Origin of the sequence: Burkholderia gladioli, from assembly GCF_000959725.1 — a bacterium.
Lineage (GTDB): Bacteria > Pseudomonadota > Gammaproteobacteria > Burkholderiales > Burkholderiaceae > Burkholderia > Burkholderia gladioli.
In genome coordinates this window covers 1,849,027-1,870,940 of record NZ_CP009322.1, presented here as the reverse complement: position 1 = coordinate 1,870,940, position 21,914 = coordinate 1,849,027, and the positions used below count along the sequence as shown (strand labels likewise).

At 68.3% G+C, this 21,914-nt stretch carries 20 protein-coding genes; 13 read left to right on the top strand and 7 right to left on the bottom strand.

The genetic code is table 11. The features are described from left to right. On the bottom strand, positions 1 to 411 hold the full coding sequence (locus BM43_RS08475) for a hypothetical protein (protein ID WP_036055888.1): 411 nt from the start codon (positions 409 to 411) through the stop codon (positions 1 to 3). A 319-nt stretch (positions 412 to 730) separates the two neighbouring features. Here BM43_RS08475 and BM43_RS08470 point away from each other — a divergent pair, with 319 nt between their 5' ends. Next, entirely contained in the window at positions 731 to 1,057 is a 327-nt protein-coding gene (locus BM43_RS08470) for a hypothetical protein (protein ID WP_013690634.1), read from the top strand. A 22-nt stretch (positions 1,058 to 1,079) separates the two neighbouring features. Here the strand turns inward: BM43_RS08470 and BM43_RS08465 are convergent, their stop codons facing one another. After that, positions 1,080 to 1,265, bottom strand: a complete 186-nt coding sequence (locus BM43_RS08465; RefSeq protein ID WP_017919253.1) for a hypothetical protein — start codon at positions 1,263 to 1,265, stop codon at positions 1,080 to 1,082. A gap of 597 nt (positions 1,266 to 1,862) precedes the next feature. Here BM43_RS08465 and BM43_RS08460 point away from each other — a divergent pair. Continuing rightward, the gene (locus BM43_RS08460; RefSeq protein ID WP_017919252.1) at positions 1,863 to 2,069 is read left to right on the top strand and encodes a hypothetical protein; all 207 of its coding nucleotides are present in this window, start codon (positions 1,863 to 1,865) and stop codon (positions 2,067 to 2,069) included. Between the two features lie 263 nt (positions 2,070 to 2,332). Here the strand turns inward: BM43_RS08460 and BM43_RS08455 are convergent, their stop codons facing one another. Continuing rightward, positions 2,333 to 2,836, bottom strand: coding sequence for a hypothetical protein (locus tag BM43_RS08455; protein WP_013690633.1), 504 nt, complete (start codon positions 2,834 to 2,836; stop codon positions 2,333 to 2,335). A 373-nt stretch (positions 2,837 to 3,209) separates the two neighbouring features. Further along, positions 3,210 to 4,820 carry a DUF2957 domain-containing protein gene (locus BM43_RS08450; protein WP_036055890.1) on the bottom strand — a complete coding sequence of 537 codons (1,611 nt, stop codon included), beginning with the start codon at positions 4,818 to 4,820 and terminating at the stop codon, positions 3,210 to 3,212. 530 nt (positions 4,821 to 5,350) lie between these two features. Between BM43_RS08450 and BM43_RS42200 the strand changes: the two genes are divergently transcribed. From BM43_RS42200 to BM43_RS08415, 7 genes are all read left to right on the top strand, one after another. Beyond that, positions 5,351 to 5,923, top strand: coding sequence for a GntR family transcriptional regulator (locus BM43_RS42200; RefSeq protein WP_227742787.1), 573 nt, complete (start codon positions 5,351 to 5,353; stop codon positions 5,921 to 5,923). Between the two features lie 427 nt (positions 5,924 to 6,350). Then, the gene (locus tag BM43_RS08440; protein ID WP_230676421.1) at positions 6,351 to 7,766 is read left to right on the top strand and encodes an MFS transporter; all 1,416 of its coding nucleotides are present in this window, start codon (positions 6,351 to 6,353) and stop codon (positions 7,764 to 7,766) included. A gap of 122 nt (positions 7,767 to 7,888) precedes the next feature. Further along, complete coding sequence (locus tag BM43_RS08435) at positions 7,889 to 8,878, top strand: amidohydrolase family protein (RefSeq protein ID WP_036055893.1); 990 nt, start codon at positions 7,889 to 7,891, stop codon at positions 8,876 to 8,878. Between the two features lie 34 nt (positions 8,879 to 8,912). Continuing rightward, positions 8,913 to 10,013, top strand: a complete 1,101-nt coding sequence (locus BM43_RS08430) for a maleylacetate reductase (protein ID WP_042284954.1) — start codon at positions 8,913 to 8,915, stop codon at positions 10,011 to 10,013. Positions 10,014 to 10,030: 17 nt separating this feature from the next. Next, complete coding sequence (locus BM43_RS08425; RefSeq protein WP_025097928.1) at positions 10,031 to 10,924, top strand: intradiol ring-cleavage dioxygenase; 894 nt, start codon at positions 10,031 to 10,033, stop codon at positions 10,922 to 10,924. Positions 10,925 to 11,058: 134 nt separating this feature from the next. Next, entirely contained in the window at positions 11,059 to 12,282 is a 1,224-nt protein-coding gene (locus BM43_RS08420; RefSeq protein WP_036055894.1) for a porin, read from the top strand. 119 nt (positions 12,283 to 12,401) lie between these two features. Beyond that, positions 12,402 to 13,877 carry an aldehyde dehydrogenase family protein gene (locus tag BM43_RS08415; protein WP_042284951.1) on the top strand — a complete coding sequence of 492 codons (1,476 nt, stop codon included), beginning with the start codon at positions 12,402 to 12,404 and terminating at the stop codon, positions 13,875 to 13,877. Positions 13,878 to 13,971: 94 nt separating this feature from the next. Here the strand turns inward: BM43_RS08415 and BM43_RS08410 are convergent, their stop codons facing one another. Continuing rightward, positions 13,972 to 14,493 (bottom strand): MarR family winged helix-turn-helix transcriptional regulator, encoded by a 522-nt coding sequence (locus BM43_RS08410; RefSeq protein WP_036055895.1) that lies wholly within the window; start codon positions 14,491 to 14,493, stop codon positions 13,972 to 13,974. A gap of 104 nt (positions 14,494 to 14,597) precedes the next feature. Between BM43_RS08410 and BM43_RS08405 the strand changes: the two genes are divergently transcribed. The 3 genes from BM43_RS08405 to uilS all read left to right on the top strand — a co-directional run bounded on the left by BM43_RS08405 (position 14,598) and on the right by uilS (position 16,639). Next, a complete protein-coding gene (locus BM43_RS08405; protein ID WP_080742071.1) occupies positions 14,598 to 15,230 on the top strand; it encodes a cytochrome b in 633 nt (210 codons plus the stop codon). Then, on the top strand, positions 15,227 to 15,547 hold the full coding sequence (locus BM43_RS08400) for an aminotransferase class I/II-fold pyridoxal phosphate-dependent enzyme (RefSeq protein WP_302055630.1): 321 nt from the start codon (positions 15,227 to 15,229) through the stop codon (positions 15,545 to 15,547). Before BM43_RS08405 ends, BM43_RS08400 begins: the two co-directional genes overlap by 4 nt. Positions 15,548 to 15,778: 231 nt before the next feature. Then, positions 15,779 to 16,639, top strand: a complete 861-nt coding sequence (gene uilS, locus BM43_RS08395) for a UilS family quorum-quenching N-acyl-homoserine lactonase (protein ID WP_017919244.1) — start codon at positions 15,779 to 15,781, stop codon at positions 16,637 to 16,639. Positions 16,640 to 16,781: 142 nt separating this feature from the next. On the opposite strand, the gene BM43_RS08390 is transcribed toward uilS, so the two are convergent. Continuing rightward, on the bottom strand, positions 16,782 to 18,902 hold the full coding sequence (locus BM43_RS08390) for a TonB-dependent receptor family protein (RefSeq protein ID WP_036055897.1): 2,121 nt from the start codon (positions 18,900 to 18,902) through the stop codon (positions 16,782 to 16,784). A gap of 571 nt (positions 18,903 to 19,473) precedes the next feature. Continuing rightward, positions 19,474 to 20,562 (bottom strand): LacI family DNA-binding transcriptional regulator, encoded by a 1,089-nt coding sequence (locus BM43_RS08385; RefSeq protein ID WP_042284948.1) that lies wholly within the window; start codon positions 20,560 to 20,562, stop codon positions 19,474 to 19,476. 117 nt (positions 20,563 to 20,679) lie between these two features. Between BM43_RS08385 and BM43_RS08380 the strand changes: the two genes are divergently transcribed. Further along, positions 20,680 to 21,906, top strand: coding sequence for a phytanoyl-CoA dioxygenase family protein (locus tag BM43_RS08380; RefSeq protein ID WP_088555541.1), 1,227 nt, complete (start codon positions 20,680 to 20,682; stop codon positions 21,904 to 21,906). Positions 21,907 to 21,914: the final 8 nt, after the last annotated feature.

The window sequence follows — 21,914 nt, the reverse complement described above, 5'->3', positions numbered from 1 at the left end:
TCAGACGAGACGTGGAGGGCGCCACAGGCCGTTCGGGTCGCGCACCACCAGCGATTCGGTGTAGTGGAAGCGCAGCGGCTGGGTCAGCGAGGCGGGCCGGCTGAGGTCGGCCCGCAGGGGCGGGTGATAGAGATTGCCGAACTGGCATTGCGCCGACATCTTGCAGAGATGTCCGCCGGCCTTGTGCTGGCCGGCCGGCGCCGGTTTCATGTCGTCGCAGCCGGCCATCGCGGCCATGTCGTTCATGGCGCTGGCCGACATGCCGCCCATTTCCGGCATGGCGCTCGTGCCGTCCGCCCCCATCTCTGCCTGCATCATCGGGCAGGCGCCCGTCAGCCCGCTCGCCGCCAGCCCGCTCAGGGGCAGCGTCGCGCAAAGCAGCAGGATGAAAAGGGTGCGGAGCAGTCGCATGGCGCGGATTATAGCCCGGCCTTTCCGGGCCGCGCGCAGTGTAAACAAAACTTGAGAAGTGTTGCCGCGTGACGTGCCGGGTCGAGCATGTCACGTTACATCGGTGACACATCGCGCACTCGCGGGCATGGGCGCGCGGCGCGCAAACGCATCGCGGGAAACCGCGGGGATCCCGCAGGGCCTTATCGGGACTGGCTTTCACGCCGATCGAACGCGAGGCGGTAAAGATTCGCCGGAGCTGGTACGAATTCTGCTGAAAAACCGTCATCAACGACATACGGGCCGCCGAGCGGTCCGGCAACGCCTGACGGAACGAATCATGGATACCTGCCCGAACCAATCCGACGCGCAATTCCAGGCCTTCCTGGCGAAACTGCTGACGCAGCCACAACCGGCCGAATGGGGCGAGAAGCAACGCATCGAACTCGACATGGCGCGCGCCCTGTCGACCAGCATGCTGCGCGTGGCCGAGCACCTGCACGCGCAACCCGGCGATACCGAGAGCTGGCTCGCGCTCTATCGCTACGGCCGCGCGCTCGACTTCATCCTCGGCTCGCTGGCCGGCGGCCGCGACATCCACCCGCGCACGCTGCGCACGATCCTCAAGCTCGCGCACTTCGAGGTGGACGCCAACTACCCCGACTGAGAACCCGGCCGGGCCGGCTCGCTCAGTTGTAGCCGAGGATCGCGCTGCTCGCCACGTCGGGGCGTTCGCCCGCGTTGGTGGCAAGCGCGCAGGTCGGGTTCTGCAGCACCGCCTGGTAGGGCGTGGCGGCCTTGGCCTGCGCGAGGGCGGCTAGGCTGCCCTCGACGGCGAGGGATTCGGCTGCGTCGAGCGGCGAGTGGGCGGGCATGACGGGTCTCCTGCTTGGGAAGTCGGTTCGGGATCGGATCGATGCCGCTTTCGACGCGTGCTTATGCGGCGGCAATATGACAGGCACTATCCCAGAATCGCCTCGGCCGACCAAGCGAGTATTTTTTATTCGAGCCTTCAGTTTTTCTGATGGCCATCACAAAATGATCCAGTGAAACGAATGGTATCGGCAGGCGATTCCGCCATGCCGCCATTGCCTATCGCGCCAGTCAGCAATGGCGTTCTCGGCGATTTCACAGGCGCCTCTCAAGTTCCGCCGCGCCCGACCGTCAATCAGCATAAATCTGCTTGATTCAGGTCAAATTCCCAAGGTGCAACGATTGCGTGAACGAACTTCGATGTTTTTACTGACGAGTCGTCCTGGCTCGACGCGCGGCTTCGCCCGGGCCGGCGGCGACGGACGCGAGGCGCGGGTATCGCCTGATGTCGCCGGCGGCGAGGCCGCGCGACGCGAAGGCCGCATGAACTGCGAGATAGCGGCCCGACAACAATACAATCGGGGGCAGGTATGAGAGGCATTACGGGATACAAACTGAAGCAAAGGATCGGGGACCGGTTTCCGCAGCGCGGCGACGCCTTGCCGGACTGGCTGGAAGACGCCGGGGCGCGCGATCGCGTGGTCGACAAGGTGCGCGCCCTGGGGCAGGGCTTCTTCGAGATGAGCGAGCGCGATTATCGGTTCTGGTCGGATCACCTGCCCGAGGACGAGTTCGTCGAATTGATCGCGCTGATGATCAAGCTGGCGCACGAGCCTGCCGTGAACGCGGCGGCGTCGCGCAACTGAGCGGCAGGGAAATGCGGGCTGGCCGGGTGTGCCGGCCCGTTTTGCTTTCGGGTATTTGTATTCGCGGCGGTTTCTTCCATGCCGCATTCATGATGTTTCCGCCTTGAGCGGCCCGCGCATCGGTTTTTCATTTCCGCGCATCTTCCGCCGTCGCAAAGAAAACGGGGTGGTGCGCGCGACACCACCCCGTTCGATCTTGCCGGGTCCTGCCCGATTCCACGATTCGCTCCGGCGCGCGGCCCTGCGCCCCGGCGCGTCGCGGTTTATTGGACGTGGAACTTCGGCGACGTATTGATCGTGCCCGTGACCGTGCAGTTCGGCGTCAAGACGGCATTTTGGAACGTCAGCGACGAGGCCGAATCGTTCCATGCCGTCACGACCTGGCTCGGGCCGCAGGTACCGAGCAGCGAGGCGCTGACCTGGGCATTGTTGATGGTCAGCTGGGTGGGCGTATCGGCCTGGCCGGTCCACGGAGTGGCGCTCGTGGCGCTGCCCTGGATCAGCCCGCACAGGCCGCCGCCGGTGAAGGACGTCGAGGTAATCGTGAGGATCCCGGTGCTCGTGATCGTGCCGTTGAACGTGGCGGTGCAGTTCGCCGTTACCGAGCCCTTCGTGAGCGTGGTGCCGCCGGTGGCCGAGAACGGCTCGCCGTTGGGATTCAGCGGATTGCCGTCAGCGCGAGAAACCGTGACGGCCAATGCCGGCGCGGCCAGTGCCGACGAAACAGCCAGAGCGACGACAAGGGAAGCCACTTTTCGAATAGTCATGATGCGTGCCTCAATTGACGAATGGCGGCGAACCGCCTTGGGTGAGCGGACGTCGGGCGGCGTACCGCCCGCGTTCCGCGGGTAACCGCTTGCGTCCGCGCGGACGCGCCCGGTCGAAACAGTCCAGCATGGCCGGCAACGGAGCCTCGATACCCGTTGCCGGATGGCGGCGCATCGTTTGATCGATGCATGATGTGACGCGCCGCTTGGTACGCCGCGCGCCACCCGCGCTGACGTCCCCCTCGCTTCTCTCAGGATTCCATATAGATAGGCATCCTACCGATTCGGCCATCGGCCAGATCGGCGGCAGGAGTGCTGCCGCCGATCCGTACCGATTACTGCGCCTGCTGCTGCGAATACCTCGAATACCGCCTTACTGCACGAACGCGCCGACCGTGAAGAACGGGTTGAACTGGCTGTCGTTCACCACCATCGCGTAGACCTCGCCGACCTTGATCGCCCAGCCGGTGGCGCCTTGCTTGAAGATCGCCACGTTGCCGGTACTGTTGACCGCGTTGAAGTCCTGCAGCGCGGTGACCTTCACCAGGCCCGGCGTGGCCTGCGTGTAGTCGAGCGAGAAGGTGCTCGAGGCCAGCGAGGTCAGCGGGTTGACGAAGGCGGCCGTGGCGCCGCTGAACAGCGTGGACGTGTAGTTCGCGCCGTAGGTCGAGACCGCGGTGCCGTCCAGGCAGTTGCCGGCCGACGGATCGAAGGAACCGTTGGCATACACGCCCGGCAGGTTCGGATGCGGCTTGCTCGCGTCGAATCCCGGGGAACTGACAGCCGGCGAGGACGACGGACCATTGTTGGCCACGATCCCGCAGGCCGCGGCGCTGGTCGCACCGATGAAGCCGCCGGTCAGCGAATTCGCGGCGATCGGCGTGGCCGGGGCGAGCGCCGAGATGCCGATTTCCGCGTCGGCGACCGTGTCGAGCAGATCACCCGGCGGCGTCGAGGCATAACCAACCCGGATCACGATCGGGATCAGCGCGCCGCGCAGCTTGCCGACGATCATGATCCCCTGCGCCTGGCTCGGCGCGAGCAGCACGATCGGCTGGCCTTGTCCTGCGCTGGTATAGGCGGCGCCGGCCGAGGTCGGCTTGCTGACGAACACGTTGTCGGCGGAGCCGTCGGCGTTGGTGCGCAGCGTCCACGGCGTGCCGGTCGTATGGCAGGAGTAGTCGCTGCCGGCCGTGATCGAGCAGGAGCCGTCCGCGTTCAGGGTCTCGTTCCAGTTGATCACGTCCGGCTGCCAGCCTTGCGGTTGCGCCGTCTGGTACCCCGTGCCGGTCGGCGAGAGATGGATGCCCAGCTCGTTGTAGTTGCCGGCCACCTTGGTGAAATCGGTCTCGGTATCGGTGAAGCCGATGTAGGGGAAGAAATCGAAGCTGCGCGAGGGCACCGAGCCGAGCGTGATGCCGGGCGCGAGCGTGATCCCGGGGAAGGCGATGGTCGCGCCGGGAATCCCGCCGCCCACCACGCCGTTGCCGACGAACAGCGTGGGCGCGTCGGCCGGATTGACGGTGATCGAATACGAGCCGTCGGCGGAGGCGCCGTTGTCGAGCACGAAGGCGCACTGGTTCTGCGCGGCGGTCGGCAGGTTGGTGGCGCGATGGAAGGTGCCGGTGATGGTCTGGCCGGCGCGCGTGTTGTTGATCTGCCCGGCGCTGACCGGCACCGAGGACAGGATGAAGTCCATCTGGTAGGTCAGCTTGGTGGTATCGAAGCGGACCCTCACGTATTCGCCGCTGCCCGAGCCGCCGGTATAGACGGTCGAGTAGTCGAGCGTGCTGGGGCAGAGTGCGTTGGGGGTGCTCGGCTGGGTGGTCGAGCCGCTTGCCGGGCAGCTGCTGCCCGAGCATTGCGGGACCTGGATCGCGGCCGGTGGATCGCCGCCGTCGCCGCCGCCACATCCGGCGAAGAACGGCATCGCGAGCGCGAAACAGGACAGCAGCGCCATGCGCGGCTTGGTGTTGCGGAACATACCCCCTCCTTGTTGGTGATTCCCGGTGTCTCGACGTCGATCGGGGCGCGGGCCTTGCCTGGCCCGTCGGATGCGGCGGTTCGATCGACGAGGTTCGGGCGCGCGGCCGGCACCACCAGGGCACCGGCCGCGACGTCCGGAATTACGAATGCGTGAAGCGGATGCGGGTTGCGCGGCTCGTGGCGACGCATCCGTGAAAATGCGGATATGAATGCCGTATCGGCGAAGGGACGAACGCGATGCGCCTCGTGCGCGCTGTTCGTTCCGGCGGGAATGACGGGCGAGTCTCGCCCGATTGGCCCCTTGTTTGCGTGCGTAGCATCGATGTCTCCGTCGGTACGCGCTGCGTGTTATTTGCTGGAACTTGTTTCGCGAAACTATGATGCGTAGCGTCTTTCAAGTAAATGGACAGCGAATTCCAAACGGCCAGGCGGCGATTCATCCTATCGCGGAAAGGGTTTACGGCGAAATTTAAACAGGCCGGGAGATGCGCGGGAAGGGCGCTTCAGGCGGGACGAGGGAGGGAATCGTTGCGAATCGCGCCGGGCATCGTTTCATTGCCGGCGAACCGATCGATTATTGTGCAGCGAAGCAAAACGAAATCGGATCGCGCGAATGCTCGAATCGGCGAGTGCGTGGTGCAATGCCACGCGAGCCGTCGCGAGGCTGGAGTCCGGCGGGGGTTTGATGTCAAAATCGCTGCACCGCCGGATCGGCGTCAGCGCGGCACGAGATCGCGCTCCATTGCCTGCCGGCGTGAAAGGGCTCTCACACTAGGTGGATATCGCATGCAAGGATTCATCGAAACCGCAGTCGGCCGCGCGAGCGAATCGCGCGCGACGCGTCTCGCGCAAGATTGGCGCCCTGACTTTTCACGAATTCGCGGCCATGTGGCCTTCGCCATCGCCGACCAGATCGAGGAGGCGATTCGCGCCGGGCTGTTCCGCCCCGGCGATCGCCTGCCGAGCCAGCAGGCCATTGCCGATTCGCTGGGGTTTCATCCGAACACCGTGTATGCCGCGTTTCGCGAAGTCGCGCGGCGCGGCTTGATCAAGGGCTTCGCCGGACGCGGCACCCTGGTACTCGACTACGCGTTGAGCTGAGCCCGGCGCCACGTATCGAGGCGGCATCGGCGATGCTGCAAATCGCGGCTCGTCGCATGCCGGAGTCTCGCCGCCATGGCCAGGCAAATTCGACCGCTCGCGATTCGCGCATCCGTCATTTTTCCCGTTTCGCCTCCTTGCCGAGCCGCCGCGCATGACGCGGTGAACCTCACCGCTTCCTTCCCGTCCTCGCGTTTTCCTCGTCGCGCATCGCGACGCCTGTCGCTTTCGATTGCTGCCGCCTGATGGCCGGCGGCGCTGCCGTTCGCGCCATATCCGCGTAAACGCCTATGTTTGCTTGCAAAAGCAAATATATACTTCGACACATGTTTGCGTTTGCAAATAAATTTCGGGCGAGCCGAACCGGCGGCGCCCGTCACGATCACGCCCGAACGCCGCCGCGCGCGGCCACTGCATGCCGATCACGATGAGCACCACTTCACCGCAGCACCTCGCCCAGGGGCCGACGCTGGACATCCCGGCCCTGATCGACGCGAGCCCGATCGGCCGCTTCCAGCTCGGGGTGTTCGTGCTGGCCGGCGCGGCGATGATCATCGACGGTTTCGATGTGCAGTCGATGGGTTTCGTCGCGCCGGAGCTGGTGCGCGACTGGGGCATCGCGCGCGTCGCGCTCGGCTCGGTGTTCTCGGCGAGCCTGGTGGGCATGCTGCTCGGCTCGCTGGCGCTGAGCGTGCTGGCCGACCGGATCGGCCGGCGCCCGGTGCTGGTGGCCTCGATGCTGTTCGCCGGGCTCTGCATGCTGGGCACCGCGCATGCACGGACGCTCGAGCAACTGCTCGCGCTGCGCGCGCTGAGCGGCGCCGGGGTGGGCGCGATCATGGGCAATGCGATGGCGCTGGTCAGCGAATACTGCCCGGCGCGCCGGCGTGCCTCGACGATGATGCTGGTGTCCTGCGGCTTCACGGCCGGCGCCGTGTGCGGCGGACTGATCGCGGGTTGGCTGATCCCGCTGGCGGGTTGGCGCGCCGTGTTCCTGTCGGGCGGCCTGGTATCGCTCGCGATCGGCCTGCTGATGGCCGCGATGCTGCCCGAGTCGGTGCAGTTCCTGGTGCTGCGTGGCGCGCGCCGCGAACGCATCGCGCGCCTGGTGAAGCGCATCGTGCCGCACGAGCCGGCCGCGTGGCTCGCCGAAGCGCATTACCTGGTGCGCGGCGCGAAGCCGGCCGGCGCGCCGGTGGCCGAGCTGTTCCGCGCCGGTCGCGCCCGCGCCACGCTGCTGCTCTGGGGCCTCAACTTCGCCAACCTGCTGAACCTGTTCTTCCTCTCGAACTGGCTGCCGACCATCGTCAGCGACCTGGGCCAGCCGCGCGCGGTGGCGCTCGCGATCGGCACCTTGCTGCAGGTGGGCGGCACGCTAGGCACGATCGGCATGGGCCTGCTGATCGACCGCGCCGGTTATTTCCGCGTGCTGGTGCCGGGCTTCGTCGCGGCGGCGCTGGCGATCCTGCTGATCGGCCAGCCGGGCCTGCCGCTGCCGGCCCTGTTCGCGGTGGTGCTGCTCGGCGGCATCTGCATCGTCGGCGGCCAGCCGGCCATCAATGCGCTGACCGCCTCGGTCTATCCCACCCGCATCCGCGCCACCGGCATCGGCTGGGGCCTCGGCATCGGCCGCGCGGGCTCGATCGTCGGGCCGGTGGCGGCGGGGCAGCTGGTCGCGCTGGGCGGCTCGGCGCACGCGATGTTCGTGGCCTCGGCGCTGATCGCGCTGACCTCCTGCGCGATGACGCTCGTCCTGGCGCGGCGGCGCGACGGGCCGGGCGACGCCGAAGCTCGGGACGCGGCATCGGCCGACGGCGCGCGCGAGGCCGCCGTCGAGCACTGATGGCACCGAGATGAATTTCCCCTATCCCGCATCCGCTCGTCTGCACGACTGAGCGATGTACCGAACCGCGAGCCCGTGCCTTGAACGGGCCTCGCCCCGACTGCCTGACACTGGAGATTGGCATGACGTTCAGCAATGTGAAGAAGATCGCGCTCGAGGAGCATTTCGCCATCGCCGAGACCATCGAGGATTCGGCCGGCTTCGTGCCGCCCGACGACTGGGTGGAGCTGCGCGGCCGCCTGCTCGACATCCAGGAGCGGCGCCTCGCCGAGATGGATCGCGCCGGCATCGAGCTGATGGTGCTGTCGCTGAACGCGCCGGCCGTGCAGGCGATCCGCGATCCGCGCCAGGCCGTCGAGCTGGCACGCCGCGCCAACGACTACCTGTCCGAGCAGGTGGCGCGCCGCCCGGATCGCTTCCGCGCCTTCGCGGCCCTGCCGATGCAGGTGCCCGAGCAGGCCATCCGCGAGGCCGAGCGCTGCGTGCGCGAGCTCGGTTTCGTCGGCGCGCTGGTCAATGGCTTCAGCGAGGCCGAGGACGGTGCCGAGCTCTATTACGACCTGCCGCGCTATCGTCCGCTCTGGGCCGCGCTGGAAGCGCTCGAGGTGCCGTTCTACCTGCATCCGCGCAATCCGCTGGCGGGCCGCGCGCCGATCTACGACGGTCACTCGTGGCTGATGGGGCCGACCTGGGCCTTCGGGCAGGAAACGGCAGTGCATGCGCTGCGCCTGATGGGCTCGGGCCTGTTCGACGCGCATCCGCGCCTGCAGATCATCCTCGGGCACATGGGCGAGGGCCTGCCCTACAGCATGTGGCGCGTCGACAATCGCAACGCCTGGGTGTCGGCCAAGCCGAACTACCCGGCCGAGAAGCCGATCGCCGAGTATTTCCGCAACAACTTCTGGCTCACCACCTCGGGCAATTTCCGCACCCAGACGCTGATCGACGCGATGCTCGAGATCGGTTCGGACCGCATCCTGTTCTCGGCCGACTGGCCCTTCGAGAACATGGATCACGCGGCCGACTGGTTCGACCATGCCTCGATCAGCGAGAACGATCGCATCAAGATCGGCCGCGGCAATGCCGAGCGGCTGCTGAAGCTCGGGCGTTGAGCCGGATGCGCGCCACCTTGACTGGATCGAAGCGATGAATCCGATTCCCTACGCGGCCGTCAACACCTGTCTGCCGTTTACCTACGAGGCGCTGCCGGCCCGGGTGCATTTCGGGCATGGCACGCGCGCCCAGCTCGGCGAGGCGGTCGAGCGGCTCGGCATCTCGCGCGCCTTGCTGCTGTATGGGCCGCCGCATGCCGAGGTGGCCGAGGAACTGGCCGGGCTGCTCGGCGCACGCGATGCCGCGCGTTTCGACGGCGCGCGCATGCACACGCCGGTGGCGGTGACGGCCGAGGCGCTCGCGCTGGTCGAGGCGCGCCAGATCGACGGGCTGATCGCGATCGGCGGCGGCTCGACCACCGGTCTCGCGAAGGCGCTCGCCCTGCACACCGACCTGCCGCAGATCATCCTGCCGACCACCTACGCGGGCTCGGAGATGACGCCGATCCTCGGCGAGACCGAGAACGGCATCAAGACCACCCGGCGCAGCCCGCGCATCCTGCCGGAATGCGTGATCTACGACGTCGACCTGACGCTGGGCCTGGGCGTCGAGATGTCGGGGATGAGCGGCATGAACGCGATCGCGCATGCGGTGGAGGCGCTCTACGCGCGCGACGCGAACCCGGTGATCCATGCGCTCGCGCTGGACAGCGTGCGAGCCCTGGCCAGGGCGCTGCCGGCGATCCATGCCGATCCGGCCAACCGCGCCGCGCGCGCCGACGCGCTCTACGGCGCCTGGCTGGCCGGCGTCTGCCTGGGCTCGGTCGGCATGGCGCTGCACCACAAGCTCTGCCATGTGCTGGGCGGCAGCTTCGACCTGCCGCATGCGCAGACGCACGCGCTGGTGCTGCCGCACGCGCTCGCCTACAACGCGCCGGCCGTCCCGGACGTGATGGCGCGCCTCGCGGCGGCGCTCGAGGTGGACGATGCCTGCCTGGCGCTGCATGATCTGAACCTGGCGATCGGCGCGCCACACGGCTTGGGCGCGATCGGCATGCCGGAGGCCGGCATCGCGCGCGCGGTCGAACTGGCACTCGCCAATCCCTACTGGAACCCGCGGCCGCCCGAGGCGGCCGGGCTGCGGAGCCTGCTGGAACGTGCCTGGCAGGGCGCGGCGCCGGCTGTCGCGGCCTGAAGCAAGGAACACGCACCATGAGCGACACCCCACAACGAAGCTATCCGCTGTTTTCCGAACAGGACTCGGCCGAGATCGTCAACGCGCGGATCGGGCCCGACGTGGCGCCGCGCACCGCGCAGATGGCCGCCGCGATCGTGCGCCACCTGCATGCGGCCGTGAAGGAGATCGAGCCGACCCACGAGGAGTGGTACGCGGCGATCCGCTTCCTGACCGAAACCGGCCAGATGTGCAGCGACTGGCGCCAGGAGTTCATCCTGCTGTCGGACGTGCTCGGCGTGTCGATGCTGGTCGACGCGATCAATCACCGGCGGCCCGGCAACGCCACCGAGAACACCATCCTCGGCCCGTTCTTCGTGGAGGGCCTGCCGGTGCTGCCGGCCGGCAGCAATCTCTGCCTGGACGGCAAGGGCGAGCCGCTGGTGGTGACCGGCAGCGTGAGCGATACCGAGGGCCGGCCGGTGGCGGGCGCCACCATCGACGTCTGGCAGACCAACGACGACGGCTACTACGACGTGCAGCAGAAGGGCCTGCAGCCCGAGGGCAATCTGCGCGGCAAGTTCGAGAGCGATGCCGGGGGCGGCTTCTGGTTCCGCAGCGTGCGCCCGCGCGACTACCCGATTCCCGACGACGGCCCGGTCGGCAAGCTGCTGGCCACGCTGGGGCGCCATCCGAATCGCGCCGCGCATATCCATTTCATGATCCAGGCGCCCGGCTTCGAGACCGTGATCACGCACATCTTCTCGCCGGATTGCCCCTACCTCGCCGAGGACACGGTGTTCGGCGTGAAGCAGAGCCTGGTCGGCGAGTTCGAGCGCGTCGACGATGCCGGCGCCGCGGCCGCCTACGGGTTCTCGGGCCCGTTCTGGAAAACCGATCGACCCTTCGTGCTCAAGCGCGAGGAAGGCTGAACCCCGGCGACGCGCGCCTGCCGCCCGTCATCCCGCCACCAAGACCAAGGAGACCGCCACCCACCTGGTAGCCGCAGCAGCACGATCGTGACGATAAAGAGAACTAATTATTATGAAATTGGAGACGATAGGTCATGAAGCATTGCATTCTGGGCGGCCTGGCCGCGCTGGGAGCTGTCTGCGCGCACGCGCAGAGCAGCGTGACGCTGTACGGGATCATCGACGCGGGGGTGTCCTACGCGAACGACGTGCAGACCGCGAGGCCGGGCGGGCGCCCGACCGGGGCCGGCCAGGTGTCGTTCCAGGACGGCCTGACGGCGGGCTTGTCGGGTAGCCGCTGGGGCTTTCGCGGCAGCGAGGACCTGGGCGGCGGCCTGAAGACGATCTTCACGCTGGAGAACGGCTTCACGATCAACAACGGCGCGCTCACGCAAGTCGGCGCGGAGTTCGGGCGGCAGGCCTTCGTCGGCCTGGCCTCCACGCGGCTGGGCACGCTGACCTTCGGGCGCCAGTACGACACGCTGCTCGACTCGATCCAGCGTTTCTCGGCGCCGTCCTGGGCCGGCTGGATGGCCTCGCACGTCGGCGACATCGACGACCTCGGGCTGCTGTACCGCATCAACAATGCCGTCAAGTACGTCACGCCGGTGTTCGGCGGGCTGCGCGTGAGCGGGCTCTACAGCTTCGGCGGCGTGCCCGGCGCGGGCGGGCAGAACCAGGTCTGGTCGCTCGGCGCGAGCTACGAGCATGGGGGCTTCGGCTTCGGCGCGGGCTACCTCAACGCGCGCAATCCGAACGTGTCGTTCTACGGCAATACCCCGAACAAGGGGCTCGCCACGGTCAACAACATCGGCTCGGCCGGCTCGGCGACCACGCCCGAATCGTTTCCCGCCTTCGCTGGTTACGCCTCGGCCAATACGCTGGAGATCATGGGGCTGGGCGGCAGCTACAGCTTCGGGCGCACCACTGTGGGCGGCGTGCTGACCCGCACCCGCTTCGATTCGCTGGGCTCGGCCTCGGGCCCGAATCCGCTCGGTTATACCGGCAACGCGGTGTTCACCAGCGCCGAGCTCGGCGTGCGCACGCTGATCACGCCGGCCCTGCAGACCGGCATCGCCTTCGACTACACGCGACGCAATTCGGTCGACGGCGACGGCGGCGCGCGCTACCTGCAGCTCGACGCGGTGGCCGACTACGCGTTCTCGACGCGCACCGACGTCTACCTGCTGGCGATCCTGCAGCGCGCCAGCGGTCGCGATTCGCTCGGCCAGCCGGCGGTGGCCACCATCGGCGGCTTCTCGCCCTCGGCCACCGACAAGCAGGTGGTGGTGCGCGTGGGCTTGCGGCAACGCTTCTGAGGAAGCGCCACGAGGCACGCGATCCGGGTCCGAATCGCGTGCATTTGTTTGCAATTGCAAGTATTGCGATTGCTATGTAAGATGCCTCGCATCGATGGGAACAGGCAAGGAGTGGACTGATGCAAAAGGATAGTGAACAGGGCGCCGCGGCGCCGATCGAGGCGCGGCACTGGATCGACGGCGAGTGGCTGGGCTCGGCGCGCATGGGCGACAGCGTCGACCCGGCCACCGGCCGCATCATCGGCCGCTATCACGATGGCGGCGCCGAGGAGGCCGAGCTGGCCATCGCGGCGGCCGCGCGCGCCTTCGAGGACGACAGCTGGACCGCCGATCCGCAGCGCCGCGCGGTGGCGCTGATGCGCCTGGCCGATGCTTATGAGGTGCGCCGCGAGGAGGTGGTGGCCACGCTCTGCCGCGAGAACGGCAAGCTGCGCCACGAGGCGGGTTTCGAGGCGGGGCTGATCCTGCGCGGGCTGCGTTTCGCGGCCGGCCTCGCGCTGCAGAACTTCGGGCGCGTGATGGACCCGCGCCCCGGCTTCCAGGGCATGAGCATCGTGCAGCCGATCGGCGTGGCCGGCTTGATCATCCCCTGGAATTCGCCGGCCTACCTGTCGATCCGTGCGCTCGCGCCGGCGCTGGCGGCCGGCTGCACGGCGGCGATCAAGATGCCGATGCAGGCCGCGCAGACCGCGGCGCTGATGAGCGAGATCCTCGCCTCGGTGCCGGACCTGCCCAGGGGCGCGGTCAATCTCTTCATCGAGTCGGGCGCGGCCGGCGCGAAGCGCCTGGTGGATTCGCCGCTGGTGAAGACGGTCAGCTTCACCGGCAGCACCGGCACGGGCCGCGCGATCGCGCTGGCCGCCGCCGCGCAGCTCAAGCGGGTCGGCCTCGAGCTGGGCGGGAAGACGCCGCACCTGGTGTTCGACGATGCCGATCTCGATGCGCTGCTGCCGGTGCTGGAGAAATCCTCGACGGTGTTCGCCGGGCAGTTCTGCATGTGCGGCAGCCGGATCCTGGTGCAGCGCGGCATCGCCGAGCGCGTGCGCGAGGGGCTGGCGGCGCGGCTGCGCGCGGTCCGGCCGGGCCCGGCCGCCGATCCCGCCAGCGACATGGGGCCCTTGATCGACCGTGCCTCGCTGGGCCGCATCGACGCGATGGTGGAGGCCGCGCTGGCGGCCGGCGCGAAGGCCATCGTGCGCGGCGGAATCGTCACCGAGGCGCCGCTCGCCGAGGGCAATTTCTATCGGCCGGCGCTGCTCGAGATCGACGATCCCGCGTTGGTGATCGCGCAGCAGGAAGTGTTCGGCCCGGTGCAGACCCTGCAGGTGTTCGATACCGAGGCGGAGGCGATCGCGTTGGCCAACCACAGCGAATACGGCCTGAGCGCCTGCGTGTGGAGTCGCGACGTGGACCGGCCGGTGCGCGTGTCGCGGCGGCTCGAGGCCGGCTTCGTGTCGATCAACGGCTGGGCCAACATCGCCGTCGAGTTCGAGGAGGGCGGCTACAAGTCGAGCGGGCTGGGACGGCTGGGCGGCGTGGCTTCGCTCGAGGATTTCATCGAGCGCAAGCAGATCACGCAGACCTACGCGGTCTAGCGTATCGACACGGCGCGCGGCAAGGCGCGGTGCGCCGGAAGAGGGGCAGGGCGAGCGCTACCAGGCTCGCCCGGGGCGCGAGGAAGCGAGTGGCTTAGCGGCGCGTCTTGCGCGCCGCCGCCGCGCGCGATCGGGCCGGCGCGGGTTCCGGTTCGACCCGCGGCGCCGTCGCCTCGTCGCTGTGCAGGTTCGCGAAGATGTGGTCCATCAGCAGCTTCAACTGCTTGAGCTGGGTGTTGTCGAGCCCGGCCGTGGCGAGCTTCTCGTAATGGATCGCGCGCGGGATCCAGCGCTCGACCAGCGCGCGCCCGGAGGCGGTCAGCGAGATGCAGACGGTGCGGCCGTCGTCGCTGAGGCGTTTGCGGGTCACGTGACGCATCGTGATCATCTTGCCGACCAGCCGCGAGAGCGTCGACAGCTCGCTCGACACCATCTCGGCGAGATCGATCAGGCGCTGGTCTTCCTGCTCGCGCAGGGCGGCCATCACGCGATACATCGGCAGGGTCAGGCCGACCTCGCGCAGCTCGGCGGAGAACAGTTGCTCCATGCGAACCCCGACCTTGGCGAGCAGGTAGGGGAAGGCTTCGGTGAATCGGTAGTGATCGAGATCGGGCATGTCGGCGAGCCTGGCGTGCGGGGATGAAGGGCGTCGGCAAGGCATCCGCCCATCTGTTTGCAAAATCAATTATTGCGCGTGGCGATTATATAGGAGGCGAAAACATGGCTCAACTTCACGGCAACGGCAACGGCAACGGCGATGCCGGGCCGGCGGCGCGTTATCCGCGCGGCGCTCGGCGGTTCCACTGGCTGATGGCGGCCATCATCGTGACGGTCTGGTGCATCGGCTTCGGCTCGGCGCACCTGCGCGGGGATGCGCCGCGCGGGGGCACGCTGCTGCTGGTGCACAAGGCGATCGCCTCGACTGTGCTGTTCCTGGTGGCGGCGCGCATCGTCTATCGCATCTGGCGCCGGCGCGCCTATCCGGCGCTGCCCGCGAGCATCTCGCCGCCGATGCGGCGGCTAGCCGGCGGCGTGCACCTGCTGCTCTATGCCGGCGCGATGATCGCCACGCCGCTGTCGGGCTGGATCTGGAGTTCGGTGGCGGGGCACCCGGTGCCCCTGCTCGGCATCGTCAACCTGCCGCCGCTGGTTCCCGTCGACAAGGCCAGCTACGACCTCTGGATGTGGATCCACCGCGCCTTCGCCTGGAGCGCCGGCGCGGTGATCGCGCTGCATGTGCTGGCCGCGCTCAAGCATCATTTCGTCGATCGTGACGGCATCCTGCTGAGGATGCTGCCGGGGCGGGACGCGCCGGCGGCGGCGTCGGGCGGGCCGGTGCGCGATACGGCCTGAAGGAGCGCGCGATCGTGCCGTGCGCGCCGCACAATCCCGCCGGCTACCTGCCGTCGCGCGAGCTGTTCATGCGGGTGGCCGAGTTCGCGCGCCGCCACGGGCCGATCCTGTTCAGCGACGAGGTTGATCGCGGCCTCGTGTTCGACGAGGACGAGCGGCTGCCGACGGCCTGCGACCTCCACGAGCGAGCGGTGTCGCTCGGCTGCCTGTCGAACTCGCACGGGCTGGCCGGCTTGCGGCTGGACTGGATTGCGACGCGCGATGCCGAGCTGCTGCCGATCGTCGATGCCTGGCCGGGCGCGGTCGGCGCCGACTGAGCCTGCGCCCCGGCGCGGGGGCGCCGCGCGCGAATCCCGCGCCGCTGGCGCGAAACGACGGAGCCCACGCCGCGCGCGAAGCATGCGGCTCTTGTATCATGGGCGCCGCCGTCCGGCGGCGTCGAGCGCAGGCCCAGCCTGCCATCGGGATCGGACCATGCGTGCCGCATGTCGATCCGGGTCTCGCGCCGGCTCGCGGACTTCCGTCCATCCACTCCCAGCCCCGATCCCATGGATATCACCACCCACCGAACCGCCAACGACATCGCGATCACGCTGCGCCGTCCCGATGCCGCCGGCGCGCTGCCCGTCATCGTGCTCTGCCACGGCTTCTGCGGCATCCAGGAACTGCTGCTGCCGCGCTTCGCCGAAGCCTTCGTGGCGGCCGGTTACGCGGCCGTCACCTTCGACTATCGCGGTTTCGGCGCGAGCGGCGGCGAGCAGGGCCGCCTGGTGCCGGCCATGCAGATCGAGGACATCGCCACCGTGCTCGAATTCGTCAAGGCGCTGCCCGGCATCGACGCGGCACGCATCGGCCTGTGGGGCACCTCGCTGGGCGGCGGCCACGTGCTGGCGGCGGCCGCGGCCGATCCCGCCGTCAAGGCGGTGGTGAGCCAGCTGAGCTTCGCCGACGGCGAGCAGGTGGTCACGCGCAGCATGAGCGAGGAGGAGAAGCAGGCCTTCGTCTCGACGCTGGAGCGCATGCGCGAGAAGAAGGCCGCCACCGGCCGCGAGATGTTCGTCGCGATCACCAAGGTGCTGACCGACGAGCAGTCGAAGGCCTTCGTGGTGGAGGCGCGCGCGCGTCATCCGGAGATGGACATCAAGATCCCGTTCCTGACCGTGCACGAGATGCTGAACTACAAGCCGGCCGAGGCCGCGGCGCGCGTGGCGTGCCCGGTGCTGGTGGTGGTGGCGGGCGAGGACGGCGTGAACCCGCCGGAGCAGGGCACCGCGCTCCACGAGGCGGTGGGCGCGAGCGTCAAGGAGCTGTTCGTCGAGGCCGGCGCCGGCCACTACGACATGTACGACGGCCAGCACTTCGAGCACAGCATCGCGAAGCAGCTTGCCTGGTTCGGCGCGCACGTCTGAACGCGCGCGCTCGAAGACACGAGGCGGCGCGTGGGCGCCGCCTGGGACGGGGCACCGAGGGCGCGACACGGCAAGTGCGTGCGCCTCCGGTGCCCCGTTTGCCTGATGAGCGGCCAGGACCGGCGGCCCTGGCCGAGCGCGCTCAGTAGACGAAGTGCCCCTGCACGTACACGGTGCGCGGCGCGCCGACCATGCGGCCCGCGTTGCCGTCGACGTTGCGCGTGTAGTAGCGCGCGTCGCCGACGTTGTTGATGCCGGCGGTCAGCGTGCTGCCCTTCATCTTCGGGATCTTCCAGTCGGCCTGCAGGTTCCAGACGCGGAAGCCCGGCACGCGGCCGACGCTGCCGTCCGCCGATTCGGCCACCGTGTTCGCGGTGTCCGAATACTGCGCGCTCTGGTGCGTGCTCGAGACGTTGAAGGTCCAGGCGCCGGTCTTGTAGCGCGCGCCGATGGTATCGGTGAAGCGCGAGTAGAACGGCACGTCGCGGCCGGCGAACTGGCCCGACTCCTGCACCGCCTTGGTGTAGGTGAAGTTGATGTAGGCGTCCAGGCCGCGCAGCGGGCCGTCGTCGGCGAACTCGTAGTCGAAGGCGGTTTCCACGCCCTGGTGATGGGTCGCGCCGATGTTCTGGAAGGTGGCCGGCACCACGCCGACCACCTGCTGGATCTGGTTGTCGAAGCGCATGTTGAAGGCGCTCACCTCGGCGTGGATCTGCCGGCTGGTCCAGCGCGCGCCCACCTCGAAGGTCTTGGCGGTTTCCGGCTGCAGCGGGTTGTTGGCCGACTGCGAGTTCAACTGCAGGTTCTGCACCGGGCCGAACGAGGTGCTGTAGTCGGTAAACAGCGTCAGCGCCGGCGTCAGCAGGTAGGACAGGCTCACCGCCGGCAGCGGCTTGTTGTTCTTCGAGCCGAAGCTCTGGTTCAGGATGTCGTCGCGGCGCACCGACTCGATGTGCTCGTAGCGGATCCCCGGCGTCAGGCGCCAGCGGCCGAAGGCGATCTTGTCGTCGATGTAGACGGCGTGCGCGTCGGTCGAGTTGTCGAAGCGCGTCGGGCTCGTCAGGATGCCGGTCAGGATCGACTGGTTGAAGCTGTTGTCGGTGCCGCGCTCGCGGATGTAGCGATAGCCGACCGTCACGTCATGGGTGGTCGGGCCCAGCGAGAGGCGCTGGGTGAAGCGCGGTTCGATCCCATAGACCGAGTAGGTGCGCGGCTGGTCCTGCAACTGCGTGCGCGCCGCGTTGATCAGCGAGCTGGTGCGGTAGCTGTCGTTGTAGAAGGTGCGGATCTCGAATTCCTGGTTCGCCGAGATGGTGTTCAGGTAGCCGATGTCGAAACCCTTGCGGTCGCCGTACCAGAAGTCGGTCGGCCGCGTGTTCTGGAACGGGTCGGCATTGAACTGCGCCACCGTCAGGCCGCCCGGCGTATGCGATTTGACGTCGTAGTAGGAGAACTTGCCGTACAGCTCGGAGCTCGGCGTGAGCTCGTAGCGCCATTTCAGCTGCAGGTCGTTGACGCTCTCGTCGCTGCCCACCCGCCAGTCGCGGCCGGCCATGCCCGAGTAGAGCAGGGCCACGCCCAGGCCGTTGTCCATCTGGGTGCCGAGGAAGGTGCTGTACTGGGTGCTCGCGCCGCCGTGCGTGTAGATGTTCTCGCGCATCGTGGCGTCGGCGCTCAGGCCCGGCTGGCTGGGGATGTCGCGGGTGCGGAAGTTGATCACGCCGCCCACGTTCTGCGGGCCGTAGCGCACCGAGCCGCCGCTGCGCACCACGTCGATCGACTGGATGTTGCCCAGGCTGATCGGCGCGAACGACATCTGCGGCTGCCCATAGGGGGCGAAGGCCAGCGGAATGCCGTCGAGCAGGATGGTCGAGCGCGGCGCGTAGCGACCGGTCAGTCCGCGCACGCCGATGTTCAGCGAGATCGCGCTGCCGGCCGAACCCGAGTTGTCGGTGGCCTGCACGCCCGGCACGCGGCGCAGCACGTCGCCGATGCTCGACGCGCCGCTGTCCTCGATCGCCTGGTGGTTGACCACGGTGCGCGCGCCCGCGAAGGTCTTCACGCTGTTCTGCAGGCCGCTGCCGAGCCAGTCGCCCGACACGTTGATGGTGTCGAGCACCGTGGTGTTCTGCGGCTCCTTCGGTTTCGGATCGGATTCCTGCGCGAATGCCGGCTCCGCGATCGACAGGCACGCGAGCGCGGCGAGCGCCGCGCAGCGGGTCAGGCGGGTGGTTTCGGTGAAATGGCGGCCAGTCCTTGCCATGATGCGATGTGTCCTGTTGTCGTGTGTCGAGATGGGTTGCCGCCGGATTCGCGGGTAGCGAACATGCCGGAAGTACGCATCGGATGCCGGGCTTATCGGCAAACGATGGGCGAAATTAGAATGAGAATCATGTTTATTCGTAAGCGGTTTGCTGCGTGTCCGACATACTCGTGCGAGGGCTTCCGTAAGGGAAATGGCCGCGCCGCAACGGATCGACACACGGGAAACGGCTGGGGGAATTGCGGTTCGGCGCTAGGCGTCGGCGGCGACGAGGGTGACGTCGCGCGCGCTTCGGGCTGAAGGTCGATGCGCTGGCTCACGCTGGCCGACACCCGGGCGGGCGTTGCGGGGCAAGCGTTTTGCGGCTGGCGGCACCTGGCTGTCGTGATCTCGACGAACTGGCTTGGCGCTCCCGGGACGGTCCGTGGACCGTGGTGGAAATCGAGGCTCCGGCACTATGCCATTGTTAATTTTTCGTTATATGAGTAATTTTGATGAAATCCATCTACTGGATGGATGAATCGTCCAATCGAATGAAAACGATGCGTTTCGTTGTACTCGCATCGATTTTTCAGACGATAGCGGGCCGGCGCGAATCGATCTCGGGCGCCTCGCCCGCTCCGGCGAAACGGGCCGCGATGTGCGCCGGGATGTTCTCCGGCGTGATCACCACCAGCGACGAACACGGCGCGATCGCGCCGGCCGGCAGCAGGCGATGGAAGTGCATCAGGTGCTGGCAGGCCGCGCGCAGGTCCTGGCGCAGGTCGTGGTGCAGCACCGCGTGCAGGCGTCCCTCGCGCAGCAGGCGGATATTGTCGCGATCGAGGTCGTGGCCGACGAAGCAGACCGGCGCCAGGCGCCGCGCCTCCAGCGCCGCGACGATCGCCGCATTGCCGCCGCCCATCGAATAGACCGCCACGATCTCGCGCCGCCTGCCGAGCGCGGCGTGCACGCGCTCGCCGGTGGCCGCGTCCAGCCCGTGGCCGCCGCTCGCGTCGATCAGGCCCAGCTTCGGGTAGCGGCTGCGCAGCGCGCGCCGGAAGCTGATCTCGCGTTCCTCCTCGCCGCGAAACCGCTCGTCGCTCAGGGTCACCAGCACCTTGCCGGAGCGCTCGCCCAGCCACTGCCCGATCAGCCAGGCCGCCGTCGCGCCGGCCACGCGGTTGTCGGGCCCCGCATAAGCCAGGCGCGCCGAGCCCGGCAGGTCGGTGAAGATCGTCACCACCGGGATGCCCTGCGCGTGCAGCGCGGCGATCGCCTCGGCGATGGCGGGTTCGTCGCGCGCCTTGAGCAGCACGCCGTGGCTGCCGCGCTTGCCGATCGCGCGCAGCGCCTCCACCACCTCGGCGGTGCCTAGCGTCTCGCGCATCAGCAGGCGCGGGCGGAACACGGCCGGATGCAGGCCCGGCAGCTCGGCATCGAGCGCCGCGCCGATCTCGTCGGCGAAGCGCGCGGGCGCCTCCACCAGCACGTCGACGATCAGCTTGCGGCCGGCCGCATCGAGCTGCCGCGCCTGCTTCTCCAGTTCGCGGATCGCCTGCTCGACACGCCGCCGCGTGTGGTCCCGCACATGCGCCCGGCCGTTCAGCACGCGATCGACGGTGGCCGCGCCGACGCCGGCCTGCAGGGCGATTTCCTTGACCAGGAACTTGTGGGCCATGATTTCGGCGATCCGGATTTGAGGTGTTCTTGATGGATCGATGATAGTTCGGATCGGCCGTGCATCGCTATACTCGTCTCGCATTACGAGCCTGCACGACAGGCGGGAGACGAAGCGATGACGAGCCGGGCGCAAGCGCAAGTATTCGACAGGATTCCGAATGGAGATGCCGAGCCGGAACCGAACTGGTTCAGCGAGGCGGGCTGCTCGCTCGATGCCTTCGTCGCCGAACTCGGGCGCGGCGAGCGGGAGCACGGGAGGCCGGCGCGCGCCGGCGAGCTGCTGAGGCAGGTGCCGATCTACGATTGCCGCGACTTGCGCGGCGTGTGGCGCGATTGCGAGGCGCTGATGGCCTGGCAGGCCGAATGGGCCGCCGTGCTCCAGCACGGCGCGGGCGTGCTGGTGCTGGCCCATGCCTACGAGGACACGGCGCCGGTCGACGCCGCCACCGAGGTGTTCGAGGCGATCATCCGTGCCGAGCGCGAGCAGGGCGGCGGCGGAGCCGATCACTTCGCGCGGGCCGGCGCCAACGACCGGATCTGGAACGCCCAGGAAAAGCTGTGCCGGCAGGCGCCCGAGGTGTTCGCGGCGTATTTCGCCAATCCCGCGCTGCGGGCGATCGCCGAGGCCTGGCTCGGGCCTGCCTACCAGATGACCTCGCAGGTCAACGTGGTGCGGCCCGGCGGCGCCGCGCAGCAGGCGCATCGCGATTACCACCTCGGTTTCCAGAGCGCCGAACAAGCCGCGCGCTACCCGGCGCACGTGCATCGCATGTCGGCGCTGCTGACGCTGCAAGGCGCGGTGGCGCATGGCGCGATGCCGGTCGAGAGCGGGCCGACCAAGCTGCTGCCGTATTCGCAGCGTTATGCGCCTGGTTATGTCGCCTGGCGGCGGGCCGATTTCCGCGCCTATTTCGAGGCCCATTGCGTGCAGTTGCCGCTGCGCAAGGGCGATGCGCTGTTCTTCAACCCCGCGCTGTTCCATGCCGCCGGCGAGAATCGCACGGCCGACGTGCAGCGCATGGCGAACCTGCTGCAGGTGTCCTCCGCCTACGGCCGCGCGATGGAGACGCTCGATCGGCGCGCGATGTGCGAGCGGCTCTACCCGGTGCTGCGCGCCTGGCGCGCCTCGGGGCGGCTGGACCAAGCGCAGGCCGAGGCCGTGATCGCATCGAGTGCCGAGGGTTATCCGTTCCCCACCCGGCTCGATCGCGATCCGCCTCTGGGCGGCCTCGCGCCGGCCAGCCAGCAGCAGTTGCTGCGGCAGGCGCTGACGGAGGACTGGACCGAGCAGGCGCTATCGGCGGCGCTGGCCGAACACGCCTGGCGCCGCCAAGCGTCCTGAAGCGCGGC

Bases quoted from the DNA above. Each gene is read 5' to 3' on its own strand.
- BM43_RS08475 (WP_036055888.1), bottom strand. From the start codon at position 411: ATGCGACTGCTCCGCACCCTTTTCATCCTGCTGCTTTGCGCGACGCTG.
- BM43_RS08470 (WP_013690634.1), top strand. From the start codon at position 731: ATGGATACCTGCCCGAACCAATCCGACGCGCAATTCCAGGCCTTCCTG.
- BM43_RS08465 (WP_017919253.1), bottom strand. From the start codon at position 1,265: ATGCCCGCCCACTCGCCGCTCGACGCAGCCGAATCCCTCGCCGTCGAG.
- BM43_RS08455 (WP_013690633.1), bottom strand. From the start codon at position 2,836: ATGACTATTCGAAAAGTGGCTTCCCTTGTCGTCGCTCTGGCTGTTTCG.
- BM43_RS08450 (WP_036055890.1), bottom strand. From the start codon at position 4,820: ATGTTCCGCAACACCAAGCCGCGCATGGCGCTGCTGTCCTGTTTCGCG.
- BM43_RS08440 (WP_230676421.1), top strand. From the start codon at position 6,351: ATGAGCACCACTTCACCGCAGCACCTCGCCCAGGGGCCGACGCTGGAC.
- BM43_RS08435 (WP_036055893.1), top strand. From the start codon at position 7,889: ATGACGTTCAGCAATGTGAAGAAGATCGCGCTCGAGGAGCATTTCGCC.
- BM43_RS08430 (WP_042284954.1), top strand. From the start codon at position 8,913: ATGAATCCGATTCCCTACGCGGCCGTCAACACCTGTCTGCCGTTTACC.
- BM43_RS08425 (WP_025097928.1), top strand. From the start codon at position 10,031: ATGAGCGACACCCCACAACGAAGCTATCCGCTGTTTTCCGAACAGGAC.
- BM43_RS08420 (WP_036055894.1), top strand. From the start codon at position 11,059: ATGAAGCATTGCATTCTGGGCGGCCTGGCCGCGCTGGGAGCTGTCTGC.
- BM43_RS08415 (WP_042284951.1), top strand. From the start codon at position 12,402: ATGCAAAAGGATAGTGAACAGGGCGCCGCGGCGCCGATCGAGGCGCGG.
- BM43_RS08410 (WP_036055895.1), bottom strand. From the start codon at position 14,493: ATGCCCGATCTCGATCACTACCGATTCACCGAAGCCTTCCCCTACCTG.
- BM43_RS08405 (WP_080742071.1), top strand. From the start codon at position 14,598: ATGGCTCAACTTCACGGCAACGGCAACGGCAACGGCGATGCCGGGCCG.
- uilS (WP_017919244.1), top strand. From the start codon at position 15,779: ATGGATATCACCACCCACCGAACCGCCAACGACATCGCGATCACGCTG.
- BM43_RS08390 (WP_036055897.1), bottom strand. From the start codon at position 18,902: ATGGCAAGGACTGGCCGCCATTTCACCGAAACCACCCGCCTGACCCGC.
- BM43_RS08385 (WP_042284948.1), bottom strand. From the start codon at position 20,562: ATGGCCCACAAGTTCCTGGTCAAGGAAATCGCCCTGCAGGCCGGCGTC.
- BM43_RS08380 (WP_088555541.1), top strand. From the start codon at position 20,680: ATGACGAGCCGGGCGCAAGCGCAAGTATTCGACAGGATTCCGAATGGA.